The sequence below is a fragment of the Flavobacterium koreense genome (assembly GCF_054776075.1).
Genome location: NZ_BAAHCF010000032.1, coordinates 51,060 through 70,827, shown reverse-complemented (window position 1 = coordinate 70,827; position 19,768 = coordinate 51,060). Strand labels below are relative to the sequence as shown.

The following is a 19,768-nucleotide window of genomic DNA, read 5'->3' as shown; positions in this document are numbered from 1 at the left end:
GGTTTTAAGATGTTTGCGTAACGTTGACTTCGAGTAACCTCAGCCAACGGAGATATGTAGCTTAAAAAAAGGTTCTAGCGGTGGCTGAGGTTACTCGAAGCCACTGCTTGTGGAGATGTTTTTATTATTATATTTTATTTTATGAAAGGTTATATGTACATTTTACTTTGTTCGGATGGTAGTTATTACACTGGAAGTACGAATGATTTAGAAAGACGATTGGCGCAACATCAAAATGGTGAAGGTGCAAATCATACTAAGAAACGATTGCCTGTTTCGCTGTTATATTATGAAGAATACCAAAGAATCGATGAGGCTTTCTATCGTGAAAAACAAGTTCAAGGTTGGAGTAGAAAAAAGAAAGAAGCTTTAATTGAAGGTAATTTAGATTTATTGCCTGAATTAGCGAAGGCCTACAGAGATTTGCCTTCGAGTGGCCTCAGGCACCAATAAGACGTTTGCGTAACGTTGGCTTCGAGAGCATTTCGAGAGCCTCAATGTAAAACCTCTGCCAACGGAGGTGTTTTGCTTGAAAAAAAGTTTTTGAAAGACGTTCACGTAACGTTGACTTCGAGAGCCTCAGCCAACGGAGTTATTTTGCTTAAAAAAGAGATTTGCAAGATGTTCACGTAACGTTGGCTTCGAGTGGCCTCAGCCAACGGAGATATTTTGTTTAAGAAAGAGTTTTGAAAGATGTTCACGTAACGTTGGCTTCGAGTAACCTCAGCCAACGGAGAATATTCTATAATAAAGAGCATCAGCCAATGGTGGTGTTTACTTTATGAAAGAGTTTTGGCGGTGGCTGAGGTTCTCGAAGTCACTGCTTACGTTATGCGGTGGCTGAGGTACTCGAAGCCCTGCTTATGGTTTTGTGTTGTTTTTCAACAATTGAATTTCTTTTTTAAGATCTTCAATTTGTGCTTGTTGCTCTTTTATAGCTTCTACTAATACTGGAATTACAGCATCAAGGTTTACGGTTTTAACTTGTATTACTTCTACATCCTTTCCTCCTTCTTCTCTACTGGTATTGGTAGTAGAAAGATTTTTGGTAGCCACAGCTTCAGGTAATACTTTCTCTAAATCTTGAGCTATAAAACCTAATTGGTGACGTGGATTTAAGGAGTATTTTTTGTATTTTTCAGTATCGTAATGGTAAGATACACCTTCAATTTTTAGTATTTTGTCTAATGCTTTTTCTATGGGAGCAATATCTTTTTTAAGTCTTCCATCAGAAATTAAAAAATAATTACCAGTAGTTGCAACATCACCATCTGCACGTAATGCCCAACCATTGAAACTTATTTCTTGTCCGCTAACTCCTATGGATTGATTAAAACTTATTCCTCTCACACCTGCACCAGTTAAACTTGTTCCATTATACTCACCTTGAACACCGCCAAAAACCGTTGTACCACTAGTAATTTGTCCGAAAGTTCCACTACCATTAAATGAGGAATAACCATTAACTGCCCATGGAAAAGCAGCATTGCCGACACCATTCATTAAATCTCCTGCCAAAACAGTGTTGGTGGTTCCTATAAAAAATTCACCTAAATTGGATAATCTACCTCTTACAAGATTATTAGAAACCAAATCAATATGCTGATTAGTACTTGTACCTAAATATCCAGTAGCAGTATTAGCATTAGTGGTGGCTGCATTTGTTCCTACCAACCAAGCTGATCTTGCTGAAGTAATAGTAGAGGGAATAGAGGTTACAATAGATTGTGTTCCAGTATTGTTAAAATTGTTAGAAGTAATCGTCCAAGGATTTCCAGTAGCTAAACGAACCCAAACTCCATTCCAATAGTAATACCCTGGCGTAACATCTCCAGCCGTATTGATATTGTAAACTAATAACGATGTTGCCGGTGTGGTTACTGGTGCGGCAACAATAGTTGAAGTTAAACTTACACGAGGTATTAAGACACCTGTATTTAAAGAACTAACATCTAAGCTAGAACTTGAATTAGGAGAAGTGGTACCTATACCTACTTGAGCATTCATTTGAAATCCTAAAGTAGTACTAAATAAAATTGCATAAATAATCTTTCTCATTTTGTTGTTGTTTCCAGGTTAACCTTATTTTCATGAACTGTTTTAGCTATCTTAAACTATCCTTTTTAAAGAAATTTGCTTTGAAAAAATATCTAAAATCTTTAATTATTGTGAAAAATTACAACTTAATACAAGTATGCATAAAATAAACTCGATTAACGTAATAAAAAAACAGATTAAAGGTTTAAAAGCAATATAAGTCTTTAAAAACCAATTGATTTGAGTAAGATAAAAAAGGGTTTTGAAGGATGTTTGCTTAACGTTGGCTTCGAGAGCATTTCGTAACGTTGGCTTCGAGAGCCTCAGCCAACAGAGAATATCCTATAATTAAAAGCATCAGACAACGGAGGTGTTCACGTAACGTTGGCTTCGAGTGACCTCAGCCAACGTAGATATTTTGTTTTATGAGAATTTCTTAGCGGTGGCTGAGGCTCTCGAAGTCACTGCCTACGTTATGCGGTGGCTGAGGTTACTCGAAGCCCTGCTTCAACTCAAATTGTGTTTCTAGACCACTATCGGAGCTACCGCCTACTCTTATTTTGAAGGTGCCTGATTCTACAAGATAGTTTCCTTCGTTGTTGAAAAATCCTAATTCTTTGTCGGTTAGAGTGAATGATATGGTTTTGGTTTCACCTTTTTTCAAACTGGTTAGTTCGAATCCTTTTAGTTCTTGAACGGGTCTTGCTATACTTGCCACAACGTCGTGAAGGTAGAGTTGCACTACTTCTTTTCCGTCGAAGTTTCCAGTGTTGGTGACTTCTATGGTGACTTTTACCGTTTCGCCTTTATTGTATTCTGGTTGGCTAACTTTTAAATTTTTGTATTCAAATTTGGTATAACTCAAGCCATAGCCAAAAGGATATAAAGGTGTGTTTTCAACATCGGTGTAGTGTGACCAAAACACATTTTTCTCATCATTCGTTGGTCTTCCAGTACTGTAATAATTATAGTATATTGGGCATTGTCCGACGTTTCTTGGAAAACTCATTGGTAATTTGCCACTCGGATTGTAATCACCATACACTACTTGAGCTACTGCGTTTCCAGTTTGTGTTCCAAGTTGCCAAGCTTCTACAATAGCCGGAATGTGTTCCTTTGCCCATGATAGCACTAAAGGTCTACCATTATTTAAAACCAAAACAATATTCGGATTAACTTTATAAACTTCTTCTAACAACTCTTGTTGAACGCCAGGTAAATCTAAATTGGAGCGACTTCTAGCTTCACCAGATTGAAAGCCATGTTCGCCAAGAACCATCACTACAACATCAGAATTCTTAGCAAGGTTTTTAGCGGCTTCAAATCCGCTTTTATCTGTGGTATTGAAAACCAGTTCGTTTACAAAAGTGGTTTTTCCAATAGTCAAATCGGCTCCTTTTTCAAAAGCTAAGGTATTGCCTTTATAACTTTGCATCCCTTCCAAAACAGAAACAGCCGTTCCGTCCTCTGAAGCTACTCTCCAACCACCTAACGGACTTGTTTTATCATTTGCTAAGGAACCAATTAGCGCAATTTTAAGTCCGGACTTCTTTAGTGGTAATAGATTATTCTCATTTTTCAACAATACCATTGACTTTTTTGCCATATCTAAAACAGCCTCATTGATGGCTTTGCTTCCTACAACTGCTTCTTCTCTTGCTTCATCACAGTATTTATATGGGTTGTCAAAAAGTCCCAATTCAAATTTCACTCGTAGTATTCTTCGAACGGCATCATCAATCAATGCTTCTTTTACCTTTCCAGATTTAACCAAATTGACTAATTCTGCAACATAAAAATGAGATTCCATGTCCATATCAGAGCCTGCGATAACAGCTTTGGCTGTAGCATCGATAGCATCTTTTGCAAATCCGTGGTTTTTCATTTCTCTTATGGATCCCCAATCGGATACAATAAAACCATCAAAGTTCCATTTTCCTTTCAGAAGTTCACGTTGCAAAAAACTACTTCCTGTGGCTGGAACTCCATTTAGAATGCTAAACGAATTCATAAAGGTTCTAACTCCAGCTTCTTTAGCCGCTTGAAATGGAGGTAATACAAGATTATATAGATTAGAATTACTGATATCAACAGTGTTGTATTCGCGACCGGCTTCGACAAAACCATAGGCAGCAAAATGTTTGGCACAAGCCGCAATAGTATTTGCTTTAGCTAAATCGGCACTAGTTTCACCTTGAAAACCTTGCACTCTTGCCACTGCTATCTTACTACCCAAAAAAGGATCTTCACCTGCTCCTTCCATTACTCTACCCCATCGTGCTTCACGAGACACGTCCATCATGGGTCCGAAAGTCCAATTAATTCCAGATGCTGAGGCCTCATCGGCAGCTACTTGAGCTGATTTCTTTATGGCTTCTAAATCCCAACTTGCTGCTTCAGCCAAAGGAATTGGACTCAATGTTTTATAACCATGAATTACGTCCAATCCGAATAATATTGGGATTCCCAATCTAGTTTCTTCCACTGCAATTTTTTGAACTGCTTTTACCTCTTTAACACCTTTAACGCTAAGCATTGCGCCTACCCATCCTTTACGAAGATGTTCGTATTTAATTTCGGCTGTACCACCTTTAGGAGTAGGGCCTGTAACATCCCAAAATCCATTATATTGATTCATTTGACCTACTTTTTCTTCTAAAGTCATTTGATTCATTAGTAAATCGATGCGCTCTTCTATTGGCTTTTTAGAATCGAGATAGTCTTTCTTTTGTGCGTTTATGTCAGCTGTTACTAGTAAAACTATTCCTAAAAGAAGTAACTGTTTATTTATCATACTTGTAAATTTATTTTTAACGTATAGTATCGCTTACTGTTTGTATTTATAACACCTCTATGACCGCTTCTTTCTATACCAATCATAAATTGGTTTTTCAAAACCGTAATATAAAGCAATGGATACCAACCATAAAAGTATAAAATTTCGGTCTGGAAAAAACACAAAAGATTTAAGTTTCAAATTAACATAACTTATGTGAACCAGATAAAAGGCAAAAGAAGCGTTACCCAACAAGACCATGACTTTGGAAGATAAAAACTGTTGTAAATAAGTTCGCTGGCTCATCAAACCTTGAAATAGTAGTACTATAAAAAAAGGCAAAACAATAAAAAACAACACTTTACCTTGCCAATGGTTGGTGCCGTGATCTACTCTACTCTCTTGGAACCATCCGATAACGTATAAGGTTAATACAAAACCGAAACCACCAATAACTGTGGCGTATTTAGAAAAAGGAATTTGATTCCAAAATTTAGGATAGTAGGCTAAAAATATTCCGGCAAGAAATAAGAGCGATTGACCTGCAAAAGTGCTCATGGTTACAAATTCTATAGGAACTAAATACTTATCGGGATTACCGTTGTAAAGTGTCCACAAATGACCTAACAGCAATGTAGTTGTAAATAGTACTATCAAAAAAAGTAATAGGTATTTGAGGTTTTTTTCTAATAGTAATAGCATTAATGGTGCAAAAGCATAAAAAGTCATCTCAACCGTAAGCGACCAAGATTGCGAAATTGCATCTAAGGAGTGAGTTGAGGAAAAACCTTGTAATAAAAGGTAATGAGGTAAAGAAAAACGGTAGTTACCAAAACCAGCATCCAAATAATATAATGTAAGCAACAGCCAATACAAAGGCATAATGCGAACAATACGCTGAACAAAATACTTCCTGTAATGCGTTAATGATTGTAAAGGTTTGCTTCCATAGCTTTTGGCAATAAGAAATCCGCTTAACACAAAGAACAACTGAACGCCTAAATTTAGTTCGTTACAAAAGCGAAACAGCTCTGGATGTATATCGTCTTTCCAATATTTGCGGTTATGGTAAACAAATATCATTATGGCTGCAATGGCACGAACTCCTGTAAGGGCTTTGAAATGGTTGGGTTTGGGTTGGTCAGCTGTCATTGTGATTTGTAATGGGGTAAAGTTACAAATTTTTATAGGAGCACAAAGTTTCTCAAAAGTTGGACACGATGTTGCACAATGTAATTTTTGGAACACAGATTGGAATTATCTTTAAAATCTTTTGTGACTTTTGTGTTTAAAAATGGAACTTGGTGATTTTGTAACACAGAGTTGCACGGAGTTTAGCACAGAGTTACACAATGTAATTTTTGGAACACAGATTGGAATAATCTGAGAAATCTTTTGTGCCTTTTGTGTTTAAAAATGGCACGCGGATGAAACTGATGCTTCGCAAACGCAGATAGTCGCGGATTTTATTTTAGTTGAGAACTGAAAACCGAAAACTATAACAAATATCGCTCACCAATAACTTTTCGAATGGATACAAATCCGATTTTATTTAAGTCGATTTCGCTTCTCTTTATCCAGATTAACGACTTGATTTCATCGGCTGCATTGATGGAAATTACATCACTCTTGAGTTGACATTCGTAGAAGATGTCCATAGTTCTATAAGGCACATTTCTATATAGGTAATTATTTGGTGCTGTGGTAATATAGGTCAAATCATTTGAAGTAATGGTTAACCCTAATTCTTCACTTATTTCACGACAAGCCGCTTCTTCAGCAGTTTCATTTGGATCTATAAATCCGCCTGGTAAATCTAGTTTTCCTTTGTCTGGATCGACGTTTCTTTCTGTGAAAAGAATTTTATCTTCATAAGTAAAAATTATGGCTACGGCTGCAGCAATATTGTGATACAAAACAAAATCACAATCGGAACAATGCAACTTAAAATTGTTCACATAAGTTAGGTTTTGCGAACTGCAATTGGGACAGTATTTAAAGAAGGAAGCTTCGTTATCTGACATACTATTTGGTATAAACTCGATTTTCTTGTTCTAAAACTCTAATAAAAGTGGTTCTTTTAGTTAATTCTTTCAACTTAGAAGCCCCAACATAAGTACAAGTACTTCTAATGCCACCAAGTATATCATGCAAGGTATCAATTACATCACCTTTAAACGGAACTTGAACCGTTTTTCCTTCACTAGCTCGGTATTCCGCTACTCCTCCAACATGCTTCTTCATTGCAGTTTCCGAACTCATTCCGTAAAACTGCTTGAACTTTTCTCCGTTAATTTCAATTGTTTCACCACCGCTTTCGGTATGTCCGGCTAACATTCCTCCCAGCATTACAAAATCAGCTCCAGCTCCAAACGCTTTAGAAACATCACCTGGAATGGCACAGCCACCATCGCTAATAATGTGTCCGCCCAAACCATGAGCCGCATCGGCACATTCAATAATTGCAGAAAGTTGTGGATATCCTACTCCTGTTTTAACTCTTGTAGTACAAACCGAACCTGGTCCGATTCCTACTTTTACAATATCAGCACCTTCTAAAAGCAATTCTTCTACCATTTCGCCAGTAACAACGTTTCCTGCAATGATAACTTTATCAGGATATTGTTTGCGCGCTTGTCTCAAGAACGACACAAAATGCTCAGAATAGCCATTAGCTACGTCAATGCAAATGAATTTGAGTTGCGGATTGTGTTCAAATATCTCTGCAATCTTTTTAAAATCAGCTTTACCAGTTCCTGTGCTTACTGCAATGTAATCACAAATATCTGAAGGAGCTTTTTTAATAAAATCATTCCATTCTTGAACGGTATAATGTTTGTGAATGCATGAAAATAGTTTTTCTTTTGCCAAAGCCAAAGCCATTTCAAAAGTTCCAACAGTATCCATGTTGGCTGCCATTATTGGAACTCCTGTCCATGTAACGGTACTGTGTTTAAACTTAAAATCTCTTTCTAATGACACTTGCGATCTACTGTTTAGTGTAGAACGTTTTGGTCTTATCATTACATCTTTAAATCCTAATTTTAGTTCGGTTTCTATTCTCATTTCTTGTTCGTTTACATTACGTTCAAATGTATCATATCGTTGGGTTTATATGAAATAATATTATTGGAATTTATTAACAAAAAGGTGTGAGTTTTTAGTTTTGGAACGCGAATGAAACGGATGCTTCGCAAACGCGGATTGAGGCGGATTTTTTTGGTGAACAGAGTTACACATTTTTTTTAAACCACATAGAAACATAGATTTTCTTTGAACATAAAGTCGCTTCGCTTTAAATAGAGTACAAAGAATAATCTGTGAATCAGTGGCAGAATAATTGGTGTTTTTGTAATGAAATTGGAACGCGGATGAAACGGATGCTTCGCAAACGCGGATTGAGGCGGATTTTTTTGGTGGCTCACAGTTAAAGAATGCTATTTATTGCTTCTAAGTTCTCGATAAATTTTTTATATAATTACTTGGTCGCAATTATATAAAAAACACTCGAAGTGACGGTGGTTGTAAACTTGAATACTGAGAACTGAAAACCGAGAACTGAAAACTGAATACTGAACACTGAGCACTGAATACTGAACACTAAACACTATTTTTCCCTAACTTTACGCTCACAAAATAAAAAACATGCACACCGATTATATTTTAGACCAAGAATTTAGAGACCAAACGTTTGACGATACCAATACCAAGTTTAAAGATTTTGAGAATTGTACTTTTTACAATTGCGATTTCAGAGCTTGTACGTTTCAAACGGTAACTTTTATTGATTGTAATTTCTTTGATTGCAATTTTGCGGAAACTAAAATCAATTATATTTCTTTACGTGGTGTGTTTTTTACTAAATGTAATTTCACGAATGTGAATTTTGCCATGACCGACCAAGTACTGTTTGAATTTCACTTTAAAGATTGCTTGTTAGACTACGCTAAATTTTATGCTTTAAAGCTAAAGAAAATGCAGTTCATCAATTGCAGTTTGATTTCAGCCGACTTTATGAGCAGTGATTTAACCGAAGTATTGTTTGATAATTGCAACCTAAGAAGAGCTGTTTTCATTGATACCATCGCCAATAAAGCTGATTTTTCTACTAGTTATGATTACGCTTTCGACCCAGATAAAAACAAAATTAAAAAAGCTGTTTTCTCACAAGACGGATTGAAAGGACTTTTAGAGAAATATGATATTATTGTTAAGTGAGAAGTACGAAGTACGAAGTGAGAAGTGGGAAGTTTTAGGTTTTAATTATTTTTCCGTCTTCCATTGTTATGATTCTGTTGGTTCTTGAGGCAAAATCGTTGTCGTGGGTTACTATTAATAGCGTTTGCTTCTCTTCTAACGTAAGTTTTTTAAAAATATCAAAAACTAAATCGCTGTTTTTTTTGTCCAGATTTCCTGTTGGTTCATCGCCCATAATGATTAATGGATTGTTGATTAACGCTCTTGCAATAGCTACACGTTGCTTTTGTCCACCACTTAATTGATTTGGCATTTTTAGAGCCTGTTCTTGCATATCAAGAGTTTTCAAATGCTCCATCGCATTGTGTTCGATTTCAGAATTTGATAGTTTTCCTAGTTTCATTCCAGGCAACATGACATTTTTAAGCACATTGTATTCAGAAAGTAAATAATGAAACTGAAATACAAATCCAATTTTTTCATTGCGGATTGCTGCTAATTCTTTATCTGATTTTCCTGTTATAAGCTCTTCGTTTATAAACAATTGTCCTTCATAATCGGTATCCATTGTTGAAAGCAAATACAGTAATGTAGATTTTCCACAACCTGATTTTCCAACTATGGAAACAAACTCGCCATGATTTATGGTCATGTCAATACCTTTCAGTACTTGAAATTTAACTGGGTCGTAAAAATATTTGGTCAAACCTTTTGTTTCTAATACTTTACTCATTTTATTTTCCTCTAATGATTTCTACAGGATCAATTTTACTGGCTTTGAGTGCTGGAAAAAGTCCAGCGATAATGGTCGTAAGCAACGCAAAAACAATTCCGATTACGTAAAATAATGGATTGAAATTGATTGGATAAGTCTTTATTGTTGGCAACGAAGCCGTTTCAAACGGAATTACATCTATGATTGAGGAAAATACAAACCCAAAAATCAATCCAAAAACACCACCAACCAATCCGATGATTAGCGCTAACAAAACAAAAATCCATTTTACGTCATTACCTGAAAAACCAGTTGCTTTTAGAATGGCAATACTGTCCATTTTTTCAAAAATCATCATGTTTAGAATATTATAAATTCCAAATCCAGCTACTATAAGCAACACAACGCCAACAGCATAGGAAATAATACTTCGCACTGTGCTTCCTGTTTCAAATTGTGAATTTGCCGTTTGATAATCAATTGCATCAATTTCAAATTTGTTTTGAAATTCAACTGCAACACTCGGAGCTGTGGTTATATCAAACAATTTTACTTGAATGTCAGTAACGTAATTTGTAGACTCGCCAAGCAGTTTTTGAGCTGTTGCCAAAGAAGTATAACTCATTGTGTTATCATATTCTGCGATACCAAATTGTGAAATTCCAACAATCTTTAACGACGCAAGATTTCCTTTTGCCGAGGTTACTTTTATCATATCACCAACAGCAAGTAACATTTTATCAGCCAATCCTTTACCAATAATGATACTGTTGTTTTGAATCAAATCAGCCACTTTACCCTCGATAACATAATCGCTTATTTTGAATAGTTTTTCTTCTGGCAAAACATCAATTCCGTTAATAACTCCAGAAATTTCAATGGTTCCGGAATTAAAAAAAACAGGTACATTGATTTTGGGTGCCACATCAATAATACGGTTATCTTGCTTTAGATAATTGATAATTGCTTGGCTGTTGTAGATGGCTTTTCCTCTGTCTTTTGGCTTAATAGAACTTATAAAATTAGTACTGTTCTTGTATTTTTCAGACAATTCAATGGGTTGCTTTAAAGTAGGTTTTATTTCGTTGTAAAGTCTAACATGAGCGGTTCTATTTAACATTAACCCATCTAATAGATCATTCAAACCATTCATAAAGCTCACTAAAGCGATAAACATTGCAATTCCGAACGTAACTCCGACTGCAGCCACAATGGTTTGTTTGAGTCTGGCTTTAAGTAAATGGATGGCAATATTAAAAATTAGCTTGAAATTCATTATTGTGGTAAATAAATGGTTTCGTCAACCGTTAAACCTGATAAAATTTCAGCATTTTGATAATCGCTTAATCCTACTTTTACTTTACGTTTCTCGTCTTTGTTAACCAAAACATATTCGCCATCAATAAGATAACTTTTCGGAATAGTAATTACGTCTTTTCTAACCTTTATTACAATATTAGCTTCGGCTGTTAAGTTTGGATACAATTGTTGTGGTGTATTTATAAAATGAGCTTCTATCTTGAATGTTCTGGAACGCTCATCCATAATCGGATAAATTTTATCAACGGTTGCTTCAAATACTTTTCCTTTGTAACTATCCATACTTACCAGCATGGTTTGACCTAATTTGACGCGAACCATATCGTTTTCATCGACTTCTAATTCGAGTAAATAAGAATTCTTCTTTCCAATAATGGCTAGTGGTGTTTGTGTAGTAACCATAGACCCTTTTTTGACTAAAACATCAAATAACTCGCCATAGAAGGCACTTTTAATAGTATAATCAGCTTTAGTTTTTTGACTAATTTTTAAATTGATACTATTACGAGTTTGGTCATTTTGCAGTTGCGATTTAAGTTGTGCTAATTGCTTTACAGCTGCTTCATAATTGGATTTAGAATTTTTATAAGCCAATTCAATCCTTTCATAATCTACTTCAGAAATAATATTGTATTTCTTGATGTTCTTATTTCTGTTATAAATGGATAAATCCAATGCCAATTTATCTTTAGCAGCTTGAACCTTAGTTTCCATTTCGGAAATTTTATCTCGAATGTAATTATTGTCTTGTTTGCTGAGTTGATAAGCAAGTTGTGCATTTTCAGTATTTAGGTTTGCTTTATCACTTTCTATTTGAAATAAAGCTTGACCTTCGGTTATCGTTTGTCCTACCTCAACATTTATAGTTTGTAAAACACCATTAACCGTTGAGAAAACAATATATTGATTTTCTGCTTTTACAATTCCCGAAGCATAAACACTTTCGGTTACATCACCTTTTTTGGGTTGTGTTTCGGTTAGTTCTTTTTTAGAACAAGAAATCAATAGAAAACCTATGACTATGGAAGAAATTAGAAAATATCGCATCTGAAAAGGTATTAAACGAATGAAATCGCCTATCAAATATACGAAAATTTAATGAAATTCGGAAGTAATAATTAGATTAATTTACACACCCAATCTAAAGAAGTATTGTAAGCAATTTGCCCATTTTTTACTTCTAACGGACTATCAAAATTATTGGTATATAATCCTCCAGTTCCGAGTCCTTGATGCATTGGATTTTGGTGTAAAAATGTCCATTGTGTGATGGCATTTAAACCTATATTACTTTCTAATGCAGAAGTTATCCACCAACCAATTTGGTGCTTATTAGCTAAATCAATCCACTCGTTTGTACCACGAAATCCGCCTACAAAACTAGGTTTCAAAATGATGTATTGTGGCTTTATTTTTTGCAAAAGTTGTTCTTTCTCTTCGTATGAAAACACACCAATAAGCTCTTCGTCTAAAGCAATAGGAATTGGAGTGGTTTTACACAGCTCTGCCATAGTGTCAGTATGGTTTTTTGCGATAGGTTGTTCGATACTATGTAATTTATAACCAGCTAATTGATTTAATTTATTTAAAGCTAAATCTTCACTAAAAGCACCGTTAGCATCTACCCTAATTTCGATAGTGTTTTCATCAAAATTTTGACGTATAAAGTGTAATAAATCGAGTTCTTTTTGGAAATCTATGGCACCTATTTTTAGTTTGATGCAATGGAAACCTTGCGCTAATTTTTCTTCAATTTGCTCCTTCATAAACACCTCATCACCCATCCAAACCAAACCATTAATGTCCATGTTTTTTTTGCCTTCAGTAAACTCTGATGGAAACAATAAAAAAGGATTTTCTGAAGCTAATGATTGGAACGCCATTTCAACGCCAAATTGAATAGAAGGAAACTCTAAAAGTGCCTCCCAAAGTTGGTCTTTTCCCAGATGGATGTTTTGACAAGTCCATTGTAGTTTTTCTTCATAATCGGGTCTGTCGTCTGCTGAAAGTCCGCGAAGGATGCCGCACTCTCCTATTCCTTTTTTTCCGTTCTCTTCTAGAATGATGAACCACGTTTCTTTTTCGTTCATAACGCCTCTAGAGGTTCCAGATGGTCGTTTGAAGTTTAAGATGTATTTTTGGTAAGTGGCTATCATTTTCTAGATTGCTGGATTGTTGGATTGTTGGATTGTTGGACTGTTAGACTGTTAGACTGTTAGACTATTAGATTTTTGGATTGTTAGAGATAGACTATTCTAAAACTCGTAAAATCTTTTTGAAGTTTTCTGATGGTAGGCCGAATTTTTGAAACTCTTTAAAATCATCATTTACTTGCTCTTTCCAAGTTTTATTGCTTTCTATATTTTGATTTGAAAATGATTTATGAAGGGCTTTGGCCATTGACAATCTATTGGTAAACATATACACATGAGCCAATTTGAGTTGAAAAATAATATCAGATGGATTAAGTTTTAAACCTGTGTTGTAAGCTTGTTCGGCTTTGGCAAATTGTTTGGTTACCAAATAATAACCTCCTAACAAGGCATAATCAGCACTTGTGGCTTTGTTTTTATTGATGATGTCTGTATTAATAACCTCAATAGCTTCTTGAATCTTTCCTTTGTTGAATAAGGCAACCGATTTATTTCTTATTGCTCCGTAGTATTTATTGATTTCACCAGTTTGACGTAAGCTTTCCTCAATAGCTAATTCTGTAGCTCTATTTTTTTCAACAGCAAGCAATTGGTTGTATTCGCTTGCTTTATATTTCTTAGAAATGTTTTCAAGGAACAAAGCGTAGAATTCTTCTTTCTTGTTTAATGATTTAGCTAACTCTAGATTTTGAGCTACTTTGAGTAATTCTTTTTTAGTATCGTTGTTCCAACCACGACTGGCTTTGTTGTCAATCCAAGGCACTACTTCTAAGATTACTTTTTCTTTCATTACCCAATTATCGCTTTCGAAAACGAAGTAAAGATTTTGAGTTTTAGCGTTAAAACAATCAGAATCTTTGGCTTTAAGCAATCGTGCTTCTTTGTTGACAGGTGTTTCTTGATACAAACAAGCTTTGTTAGGTTTTTCAGACGTTAGAAACTCCTCTGCGTCTTTGGATTGTGAGAAAATAGCGTATTTGGTTTTGTCATCACCAGAAATGGAGGATGCTAAAAATATTACTCCAGCAGTTCCTTGACTGATTCCTGTTGGATCGGGAATGGCTTTAAGAACAGAAACCAAACTAGAAGACAGTTTTTGGTTGTCGTCTAGAAGTGTTATTCGGTAAACCATCTCTGTAGTTCCTTCAGGAAAATCGGCTGTCTTGATTACTTTTTTCTCTCCGGCTTTAAGAATAATGGTTTCGTTGGTGGTTCGAACATTGTCCCAATAACCGTCTTTAGATTGTGCAGAAGCTATTGCCACCGCAAGTATTGGTAGGATAAGATATAATTTCTTTAGCATTTTAATTTGATTCAATACAATTACTAATTAGCCCTGATGGAAGCAACTACCATGTAGTGCGTACAGCAGGAATAGGGTTGATAACAATTACCATACCATTCGCTCCTTTAAAAATATATAAAGAATCTGAAATGAATTCAGATTAAAGCTTAATACTTTGACCGATTTCTAATAACATTAGGTCTTTGCCTGCATCGAAGAATTTCTTTTTGGCTTCGTCGTGGTTGATTTCGATATATCCGAAGGTGTCGAAATGCACTCCGAGTACTTTATCGCAATCTACAAAATCGGCAGCAAGAATGGCGTCTTCAACATCCATAGTGAAGTTGTTTCCGATGGACAAAATTGCCAAATCGAGTTTAGTGCGCATGGGAATAAGTTTCATATCCATTGTAAGTGCTGTATCTCCAGAGATATAGATGTTTTTGTGTTCGCCTTCGATTACGAAACCGCATGGATTACCTCCATAGCTTCCGTCAGGAAAAGAACTTGAGTGGATGGCATTAACTAATTTTACTTTACCAAAATCAAATTGCCAACTTCCGCCATGATTCATAGGATGGTATTTTAGGCCTTTATTTCCGTAATGCACTGCTACTTCATAAGTAGAGACAATTGTTGCATCTGTGCGCTTTGCAATAGCTTCTGCATCGAGAATGTGGTCTTGATGTGCATGAGTAAGTAAAATATAATCTGCTTTGAGCGAATTTATATCAATATGACTTGCTTTTGGATTGGCAGTGATGAATGGATCTACCAAGATATTTTTTCCGCTTACTTCAATTCCGATGCAAGCGTGTCCGTAGAATGTGATTTTCATATACAATAATTATTTAATTAGTATAAAAAATTAAAAAGTCAGAGAGTAAATAGATAAGTGATAACGACAATAACACCGATAATAGAAATGTGCTAAGCGCCAATTTCTTTAATTCAGGATCTAATAATTTGTGTTCTTTATTTTTAGCTACTCTTTTAAGATGTGCGATTATAGGAAAATAAGCAATTAAGAAGAAATACAAATCGAAATTGAATCGTCCTGGGTTTGGATCTCTATAGCTGAAATCAAAAATTAAGGCAAAAGCTAGCATAAGCACCATTGCTGTAATGATTAAGAAATAATGATACTTTTTAGCCCAAGCTCCACCATTTTTAACAACAATAGTATTTTTACCCGACTTTCTATCGGATTCTTCGTCACGCATGTTATTAAGGTTTAATACACCTACACTTAGTAATCCGATTGCTGTTGCAGGAAGGAACAACAACCAATCGATTTGTTTGGCAAACATGAAGTATACTCCAAAAGTACTTACCAATCCGAAGAACGTAAATACAAAAACATCGCCTAAACCTCTGTAACCATAAGGATTTTTACCTACTGTATAACGAATTGCAGATGCAATAGCTAGAATTCCTAAAACAAAGAAAATAATAGAGTAAAGAAAATACTTTCCTTTGAACGATACATAAATCAATAACATTGCTGAAACTAAGGTCAAAAATGCTGTAATGAATATTGCATAACGCATTTCACCTGGCGTGATTAATCCACTTTGAATGGCACGCTTTGGTCCTATTCTATCCTCGTTGTCTGTTCCTTTTACTCCGTCGCCATAATCATTGGCAAAGTTGGATAGAATTTGCAATCCTAAGGTAGTAGAAAGTGCTAAAATCACAATTTTCCAATTGAAAATTCCTTGAGACATAGCGTAGAAACTACCTACCAATATTCCGGAAACAGAAAGTGGTAAGGTTCTTACTCGAGCGGCTTCAATCCAGTGTTTCATTTTATTTTAGATATTAGATTTTAGATTTTAGATTTTAAATTTTAGATATTAGATATTTGATATTTTTTTATATTTAATATCTAATATCAAAAATCTAATATTAAAATTACATCCAGTTGCTGTCTGAGGTTTCTATTTCGTACAGCCAAAGGTTTACGTATTCTTTTATTGTATTGTATTCGCCTAAATAAAATGATAAGTTACCTCCTGCTGTATGCAAAGTTAACGAACCAATATTTAAGTTTTTGTGCCAAAACAATTGTGAGGTTGTAATGGCTTGTATTTTTTTAATTTCGATTATTTCATTGTCTACATCCCAAGCACCACTTTGTTTGATGATATGATTATCACTTACAAATAAACGGTAATTTCTGAATCCGAATACGTGAATTAATAACAAAAACACCGTGTAAAAAACAGCAAAATGGCTGTATTGAAATACAATGGCATCTACTTTAGTACCAAAGATAAAAAATCCTGTTAAAGGTAAGATAATTGTTAGAAAAATAGAGAAAACTAATTTACGAAAATTAGGTCGCATCATCACTCCTCTTTCTGGTAATTGATTGAAAAGCAGTTTTAGAATTTCATCACGCTCTTGCGAATTACAACCCGGAATTTCAATTAAATTCTTTTTCTGTTTCTGTTCATCGCTTGTGGCTTGCTTGATTTTGATTTCGAGTACATCAAGTTTTTTCTGAAAGAAATTTCTTGAAATGTTAACGATTTGCACTTTTTCTGGCTTTAGAATAGTACTTTCTGTGTTGATTAATCCGTAAGAAAGTAATAAAGAACCTTTTTGCTTAGCAATAGAAAAATTGAAATACTTGACTATTGTTCTAACGATGTTGATAAGAAATATAATAGTAAACATCACTACAACAAATACAAGAATGGCATAGATAACTGGATAATTGCTTATTGCTGTTTCGATTTTATCTTCGTCAATTACATCTTCTTTTCCTATTTGATGTAGGTTTTCTATAATGGTAAAAAAGAACGTTAGAATCAATCCAATGCTTTTTACATAATTAGAAGTAATTCCAATCTTAAATAAATTTGCAAGATTGATTTTTAGAAAAGGATGTGTTTCTGATGTCGGAATTGTTTCTTGAACCTCAACAGTATTTTCATCGGAAACAACTGTTTTTAGATTTTCATTGTCTAATAATTTTGATTTCAATGCCAATGCTAATGGATGCGAAATAGCTTTGATGTTGCCTTCTTTTTTATCACTACCAGCAGTATCTACACTTAATGCATAAACGCCAATAAGTCGTTGAATAAGATTTTGATGAATATTTACTTGTTGGATTTTATTGAGCTGAATGGTAGTTCTAGTTTTGTTTATTACACCATCGTTCACTATAAACTCATCGTTAACATCGTCTATATAGAATGTGAAATTTAAATATCTTAAATACGCAATGACACCAACAACTACTATTGCACCAATGATTGCTAAAAACACATACAATTTGCTAAGATTATCTACTTTAAAAAGAGAAACTAGAATAATAGGCCAAAAAGCCCTTGCAAATTTTTGCAAAGAATCAACAAACATGACCAAGATTCCAATGGAAGATTGTCTTTGTGGCTGATTGAAATTGGTTTCCATTACAGTTGCTTTTGAATTTTACCCATCAATAACTGTTTGATGTTTTCTGCTTCTTCCTTTTCAATACCTGGAATTTCTAAATCGCTTGAGCTTCCTCCAGCTGTGAAGATTTCTACTTTGGCCAAACCAAAGATTCTAGAAACAAATCCTTCATGTAGCGCAACGTGTTGTACTCTATTATAAGGAATTACCATAGTATTGGTTGAAATAATACCACTTCTGTAAATTACATCGTGATTTCTGAAGGCATAGGCTTTTTTCTTGAATCCAAGTATTGAGAAAAATAGTTTTAAGATGGAAACAACTACTACAGCAATTGCAAGTTGTATAGAAAATTTAGGTGAAATATTTTCTTTGTCAAAGATTAGCAACAAAAAGTATCCAATAACTAAAACTGCTATAAACAATGAAGAATTTATCAGTACAACTTTTAAATATTTTGGATGCAAAGGTGTCAATTGCACTTCTTCATATCGAGGAAGTTGCTTGGTATCTATAACTTCGTTGGTAAATTCTTCCATAAATTAAAATTTTAGACCCATTCCCAAAGCTAGGATATGTGCATTAATGTTAGATTCTATTGGTAAGTATTTATAATCTGTTTGAAAGTAAACTTTATCATTAAAATAAAGTCTAAATCCAGGATTGATTGAAAGACCATTAAAACTATTTGTTACTTCAGTATTACTGCCTTGTATTAATGGATCGACTGGAGAGCTAATATTAAATCGAGTCATTTTTATCACATATTTTGCGGTAAAAAAAGAATATCCCAAGTTAAAAAAAGGTTTGAATGTTTTACTAGCATTAAACTCTACTCCAAAATTTGGATTAACCATTACTCTGTTTTTTAAATCAATTTGATTATCAATAAATCGACCTTGAAAATAATCTAATGCTAATCCACCTTGAACACTAATCAATTCGTTATTGAACAAAACATAATGAGCGTTCAAGCCAAGAATTCCATTATAGTTATCACTAACAAAATTGTCATTTCTAATATTTCCTGTGTAATGTAATGAAATCAAAAACTTATTATCATTCTGCTTTACCTTCTCTTGAGAGTTAGAATTAATAGATAATAACAATAGTAAACTTAAAATTATTATGTTTTTCATGGTAATATTAAAACTATAGATTTTAATGAAAATTAAGGCTAAAACTATTATTTAAAAATGTTACAAAAGATTCTTTCTCAATCACAATCAATATGTAATCTATGTTTGTTGCATTTTTGGCATTGAAATAAATATCCTACTAAACTTCCTTCAACCGATAGATTTTCGATTATAAATTCTTTATCATAACCACTACCCTCAATATCATCTTCAATTTCTTCAAGAATTGGTTTTATTACTTTTCCATCTGCATATCCAATAAGTTTACATGGCTCATTACAATGAGTTAACCAAACTTCTTGTTGCCAACTAACATAACTTGGTGTTCGTTCACTCACCTCTAACAATAGCTCTTTATCAATTAATTCGGCGTTTTCAATTCCTTCATAATCATTAAACTCTCCTTCAAACATTTCTGCAGCTTTACCATTTTCAATGCACCAAGGACAGATATAATCAGGTTCTTCTTCACTATAAAATGAACCAGTATATCTTAAACTTCTATTTTCATTGCAACAATCACAAATTCCCTCTTCATTTTCAAAAACATTAATTCTATATGCGTTTGGACTGTATTTAAATATTGGTAACTCCATTATTAAAAACTTATTACTTTAAATAGTTCATTATTAAAATGCTATTTTAATGAAATTAATTTAAACAATTAATTTTTGTTTGAAAAAACAATATCCTGAACTTTTTATGAGATTCCTACGGAATGACAAACTGTGTGTGCAA

General features: G+C 34.2%; 18 protein-coding genes. 2 read left to right on the top strand and 16 right to left on the bottom strand.

Features of this window, described 5'->3' with window-relative positions:
- Positions 1–153 precede the first annotated feature (153 nt).
- Positions 154–453, top strand: a complete 300-nt coding sequence (locus tag ACYU7A_RS11915; RefSeq protein WP_460576823.1) for a GIY-YIG nuclease family protein — start codon at positions 154–156, stop codon at positions 451–453.
- Positions 454–861: 408 nt separating this feature from the next.
- Here ACYU7A_RS11915 and ACYU7A_RS11910 read toward each other — a convergent pair whose 3' ends face one another.
- From ACYU7A_RS11910 to ACYU7A_RS11890, 5 genes are all read right to left on the bottom strand, one after another.
- The gene (locus tag ACYU7A_RS11910; protein WP_460576821.1) at positions 862–2,058 is read right to left on the bottom strand and encodes a tail fiber domain-containing protein; all 1,197 of its coding nucleotides are present in this window, start codon (positions 2,056–2,058) and stop codon (positions 862–864) included.
- A 469-nt stretch (positions 2,059–2,527) separates the two neighbouring features.
- Complete coding sequence (gene bglX, locus ACYU7A_RS11905; protein WP_460576819.1) at positions 2,528–4,831, bottom strand: beta-glucosidase BglX; 2,304 nt, start codon at positions 4,829–4,831, stop codon at positions 2,528–2,530.
- A 57-nt stretch (positions 4,832–4,888) separates the two neighbouring features.
- Positions 4,889–5,965 carry an acyltransferase family protein gene (locus ACYU7A_RS11900; protein WP_460576817.1) on the bottom strand — a complete coding sequence of 359 codons (1,077 nt, stop codon included), beginning with the start codon at positions 5,963–5,965 and terminating at the stop codon, positions 4,889–4,891.
- Between the two features lie 344 nt (positions 5,966–6,309).
- Positions 6,310–6,837, bottom strand: coding sequence for an NUDIX hydrolase (locus tag ACYU7A_RS11895; RefSeq protein ID WP_460576815.1), 528 nt, complete (start codon positions 6,835–6,837; stop codon positions 6,310–6,312).
- A 1-nt stretch (position 6,838) separates the two neighbouring features.
- Entirely contained in the window at positions 6,839–7,879 is a 1,041-nt protein-coding gene (locus ACYU7A_RS11890) for a GMP reductase (RefSeq protein WP_460576813.1), read from the bottom strand.
- A 579-nt stretch (positions 7,880–8,458) separates the two neighbouring features.
- Here ACYU7A_RS11890 and ACYU7A_RS11885 point away from each other — a divergent pair.
- Positions 8,459–9,031 (top strand): pentapeptide repeat-containing protein, encoded by a 573-nt coding sequence (locus ACYU7A_RS11885; protein ID WP_460576811.1) that lies wholly within the window; start codon positions 8,459–8,461, stop codon positions 9,029–9,031.
- Between the two features lie 34 nt (positions 9,032–9,065).
- Here ACYU7A_RS11885 and ACYU7A_RS11880 read toward each other — a convergent pair whose 3' ends face one another.
- From ACYU7A_RS11880 to ACYU7A_RS11830, 11 genes are all read right to left on the bottom strand, one after another.
- Positions 9,066–9,743, bottom strand: coding sequence for an ABC transporter ATP-binding protein (locus ACYU7A_RS11880; protein ID WP_345091157.1), 678 nt, complete (start codon positions 9,741–9,743; stop codon positions 9,066–9,068).
- Position 9,744: 1 nt separating this feature from the next.
- Positions 9,745–11,001: an ABC transporter permease gene (locus tag ACYU7A_RS11875; RefSeq protein WP_460576809.1), complete on the bottom strand. Its 1,257-nt coding sequence runs from the start codon at positions 10,999–11,001 to the stop codon at positions 9,745–9,747.
- A complete protein-coding gene (locus ACYU7A_RS11870) occupies positions 11,001–12,092 on the bottom strand; it encodes an efflux RND transporter periplasmic adaptor subunit (protein WP_460576807.1) in 1,092 nt (363 codons plus the stop codon). The genes ACYU7A_RS11875 and ACYU7A_RS11870 overlap by 1 nt, the downstream gene beginning before the upstream one ends.
- A 71-nt stretch (positions 12,093–12,163) precedes the next feature.
- Positions 12,164–13,201: an o-succinylbenzoate synthase gene (locus tag ACYU7A_RS11865; RefSeq protein ID WP_460576806.1), complete on the bottom strand. Its 1,038-nt coding sequence runs from the start codon at positions 13,199–13,201 to the stop codon at positions 12,164–12,166.
- A gap of 94 nt (positions 13,202–13,295) precedes the next feature.
- Positions 13,296–14,501, bottom strand: a complete 1,206-nt coding sequence (locus ACYU7A_RS11860) for a tetratricopeptide repeat protein (protein ID WP_460576804.1) — start codon at positions 14,499–14,501, stop codon at positions 13,296–13,298.
- A gap of 142 nt (positions 14,502–14,643) precedes the next feature.
- A complete protein-coding gene (locus ACYU7A_RS11855; RefSeq protein ID WP_460576803.1) occupies positions 14,644–15,321 on the bottom strand; it encodes a metal-dependent hydrolase in 678 nt (225 codons plus the stop codon).
- A gap of 13 nt (positions 15,322–15,334) precedes the next feature.
- Positions 15,335–16,291 (bottom strand): 1,4-dihydroxy-2-naphthoate octaprenyltransferase, encoded by a 957-nt coding sequence (menA, locus tag ACYU7A_RS11850; protein ID WP_298308553.1) that lies wholly within the window; start codon positions 16,289–16,291, stop codon positions 15,335–15,337.
- A 106-nt stretch (positions 16,292–16,397) separates the two neighbouring features.
- Positions 16,398–17,909, bottom strand: coding sequence for a PH domain-containing protein (locus tag ACYU7A_RS11845; RefSeq protein ID WP_460576801.1), 1,512 nt, complete (start codon positions 17,907–17,909; stop codon positions 16,398–16,400).
- The gene (locus ACYU7A_RS11840; RefSeq protein ID WP_460576799.1) at positions 17,909–18,430 is read right to left on the bottom strand and encodes a PH domain-containing protein; all 522 of its coding nucleotides are present in this window, start codon (positions 18,428–18,430) and stop codon (positions 17,909–17,911) included. Before ACYU7A_RS11840 ends, ACYU7A_RS11845 begins: the two co-directional genes overlap by 1 nt.
- Before the next feature lie 3 nt (positions 18,431–18,433).
- Positions 18,434–19,030 carry an outer membrane beta-barrel protein gene (locus ACYU7A_RS11835; RefSeq protein ID WP_460576797.1) on the bottom strand — a complete coding sequence of 199 codons (597 nt, stop codon included), beginning with the start codon at positions 19,028–19,030 and terminating at the stop codon, positions 18,434–18,436.
- 77 nt (positions 19,031–19,107) lie between these two features.
- A complete protein-coding gene (locus ACYU7A_RS11830; protein ID WP_460576795.1) occupies positions 19,108–19,626 on the bottom strand; it encodes a CbrC family protein in 519 nt (172 codons plus the stop codon).
- Positions 19,627–19,768: the final 142 nt, after the last annotated feature.

Bases quoted from the DNA above. Each gene is read 5' to 3' on its own strand.
- ACYU7A_RS11910 (WP_460576821.1), bottom strand. From the start codon at position 2,058: ATGAGAAAGATTATTTATGCAATTTTATTTAGTACTACTTTAGGATTT.
- ACYU7A_RS11865 (WP_460576806.1), bottom strand. From the start codon at position 13,201: ATGATAGCCACTTACCAAAAATACATCTTAAACTTCAAACGACCATCT.
- ACYU7A_RS11900 (WP_460576817.1), bottom strand. From the start codon at position 5,965: ATGACAGCTGACCAACCCAAACCCAACCATTTCAAAGCCCTTACAGGA.
- ACYU7A_RS11830 (WP_460576795.1), bottom strand. From the start codon at position 19,626: ATGGAGTTACCAATATTTAAATACAGTCCAAACGCATATAGAATTAAT.
- ACYU7A_RS11880 (WP_345091157.1), bottom strand. From the start codon at position 9,743: ATGAGTAAAGTATTAGAAACAAAAGGTTTGACCAAATATTTTTACGAC.
- ACYU7A_RS11895 (WP_460576815.1), bottom strand. From the start codon at position 6,837: ATGTCAGATAACGAAGCTTCCTTCTTTAAATACTGTCCCAATTGCAGT.
- ACYU7A_RS11870 (WP_460576807.1), bottom strand. From the start codon at position 12,092: ATGCGATATTTTCTAATTTCTTCCATAGTCATAGGTTTTCTATTGATT.
- ACYU7A_RS11915 (WP_460576823.1), top strand. From the start codon at position 154: ATGTACATTTTACTTTGTTCGGATGGTAGTTATTACACTGGAAGTACG.
- ACYU7A_RS11855 (WP_460576803.1), bottom strand. From the start codon at position 15,321: ATGAAAATCACATTCTACGGACACGCTTGCATCGGAATTGAAGTAAGC.
- ACYU7A_RS11885 (WP_460576811.1), top strand. From the start codon at position 8,459: ATGCACACCGATTATATTTTAGACCAAGAATTTAGAGACCAAACGTTT.
- ACYU7A_RS11875 (WP_460576809.1), bottom strand. From the start codon at position 11,001: ATGAATTTCAAGCTAATTTTTAATATTGCCATCCATTTACTTAAAGCC.
- ACYU7A_RS11835 (WP_460576797.1), bottom strand. From the start codon at position 19,030: ATGAAAAACATAATAATTTTAAGTTTACTATTGTTATTATCTATTAAT.
- menA (WP_298308553.1), bottom strand. From the start codon at position 16,291: ATGAAACACTGGATTGAAGCCGCTCGAGTAAGAACCTTACCACTTTCT.
- ACYU7A_RS11860 (WP_460576804.1), bottom strand. From the start codon at position 14,501: ATGCTAAAGAAATTATATCTTATCCTACCAATACTTGCGGTGGCAATA.
- ACYU7A_RS11845 (WP_460576801.1), bottom strand. From the start codon at position 17,909: ATGGAAACCAATTTCAATCAGCCACAAAGACAATCTTCCATTGGAATC.
- bglX (WP_460576819.1), bottom strand. From the start codon at position 4,831: ATGATAAATAAACAGTTACTTCTTTTAGGAATAGTTTTACTAGTAACA.
- ACYU7A_RS11890 (WP_460576813.1), bottom strand. From the start codon at position 7,879: ATGAGAATAGAAACCGAACTAAAATTAGGATTTAAAGATGTAATGATA.
- ACYU7A_RS11840 (WP_460576799.1), bottom strand. From the start codon at position 18,430: ATGGAAGAATTTACCAACGAAGTTATAGATACCAAGCAACTTCCTCGA.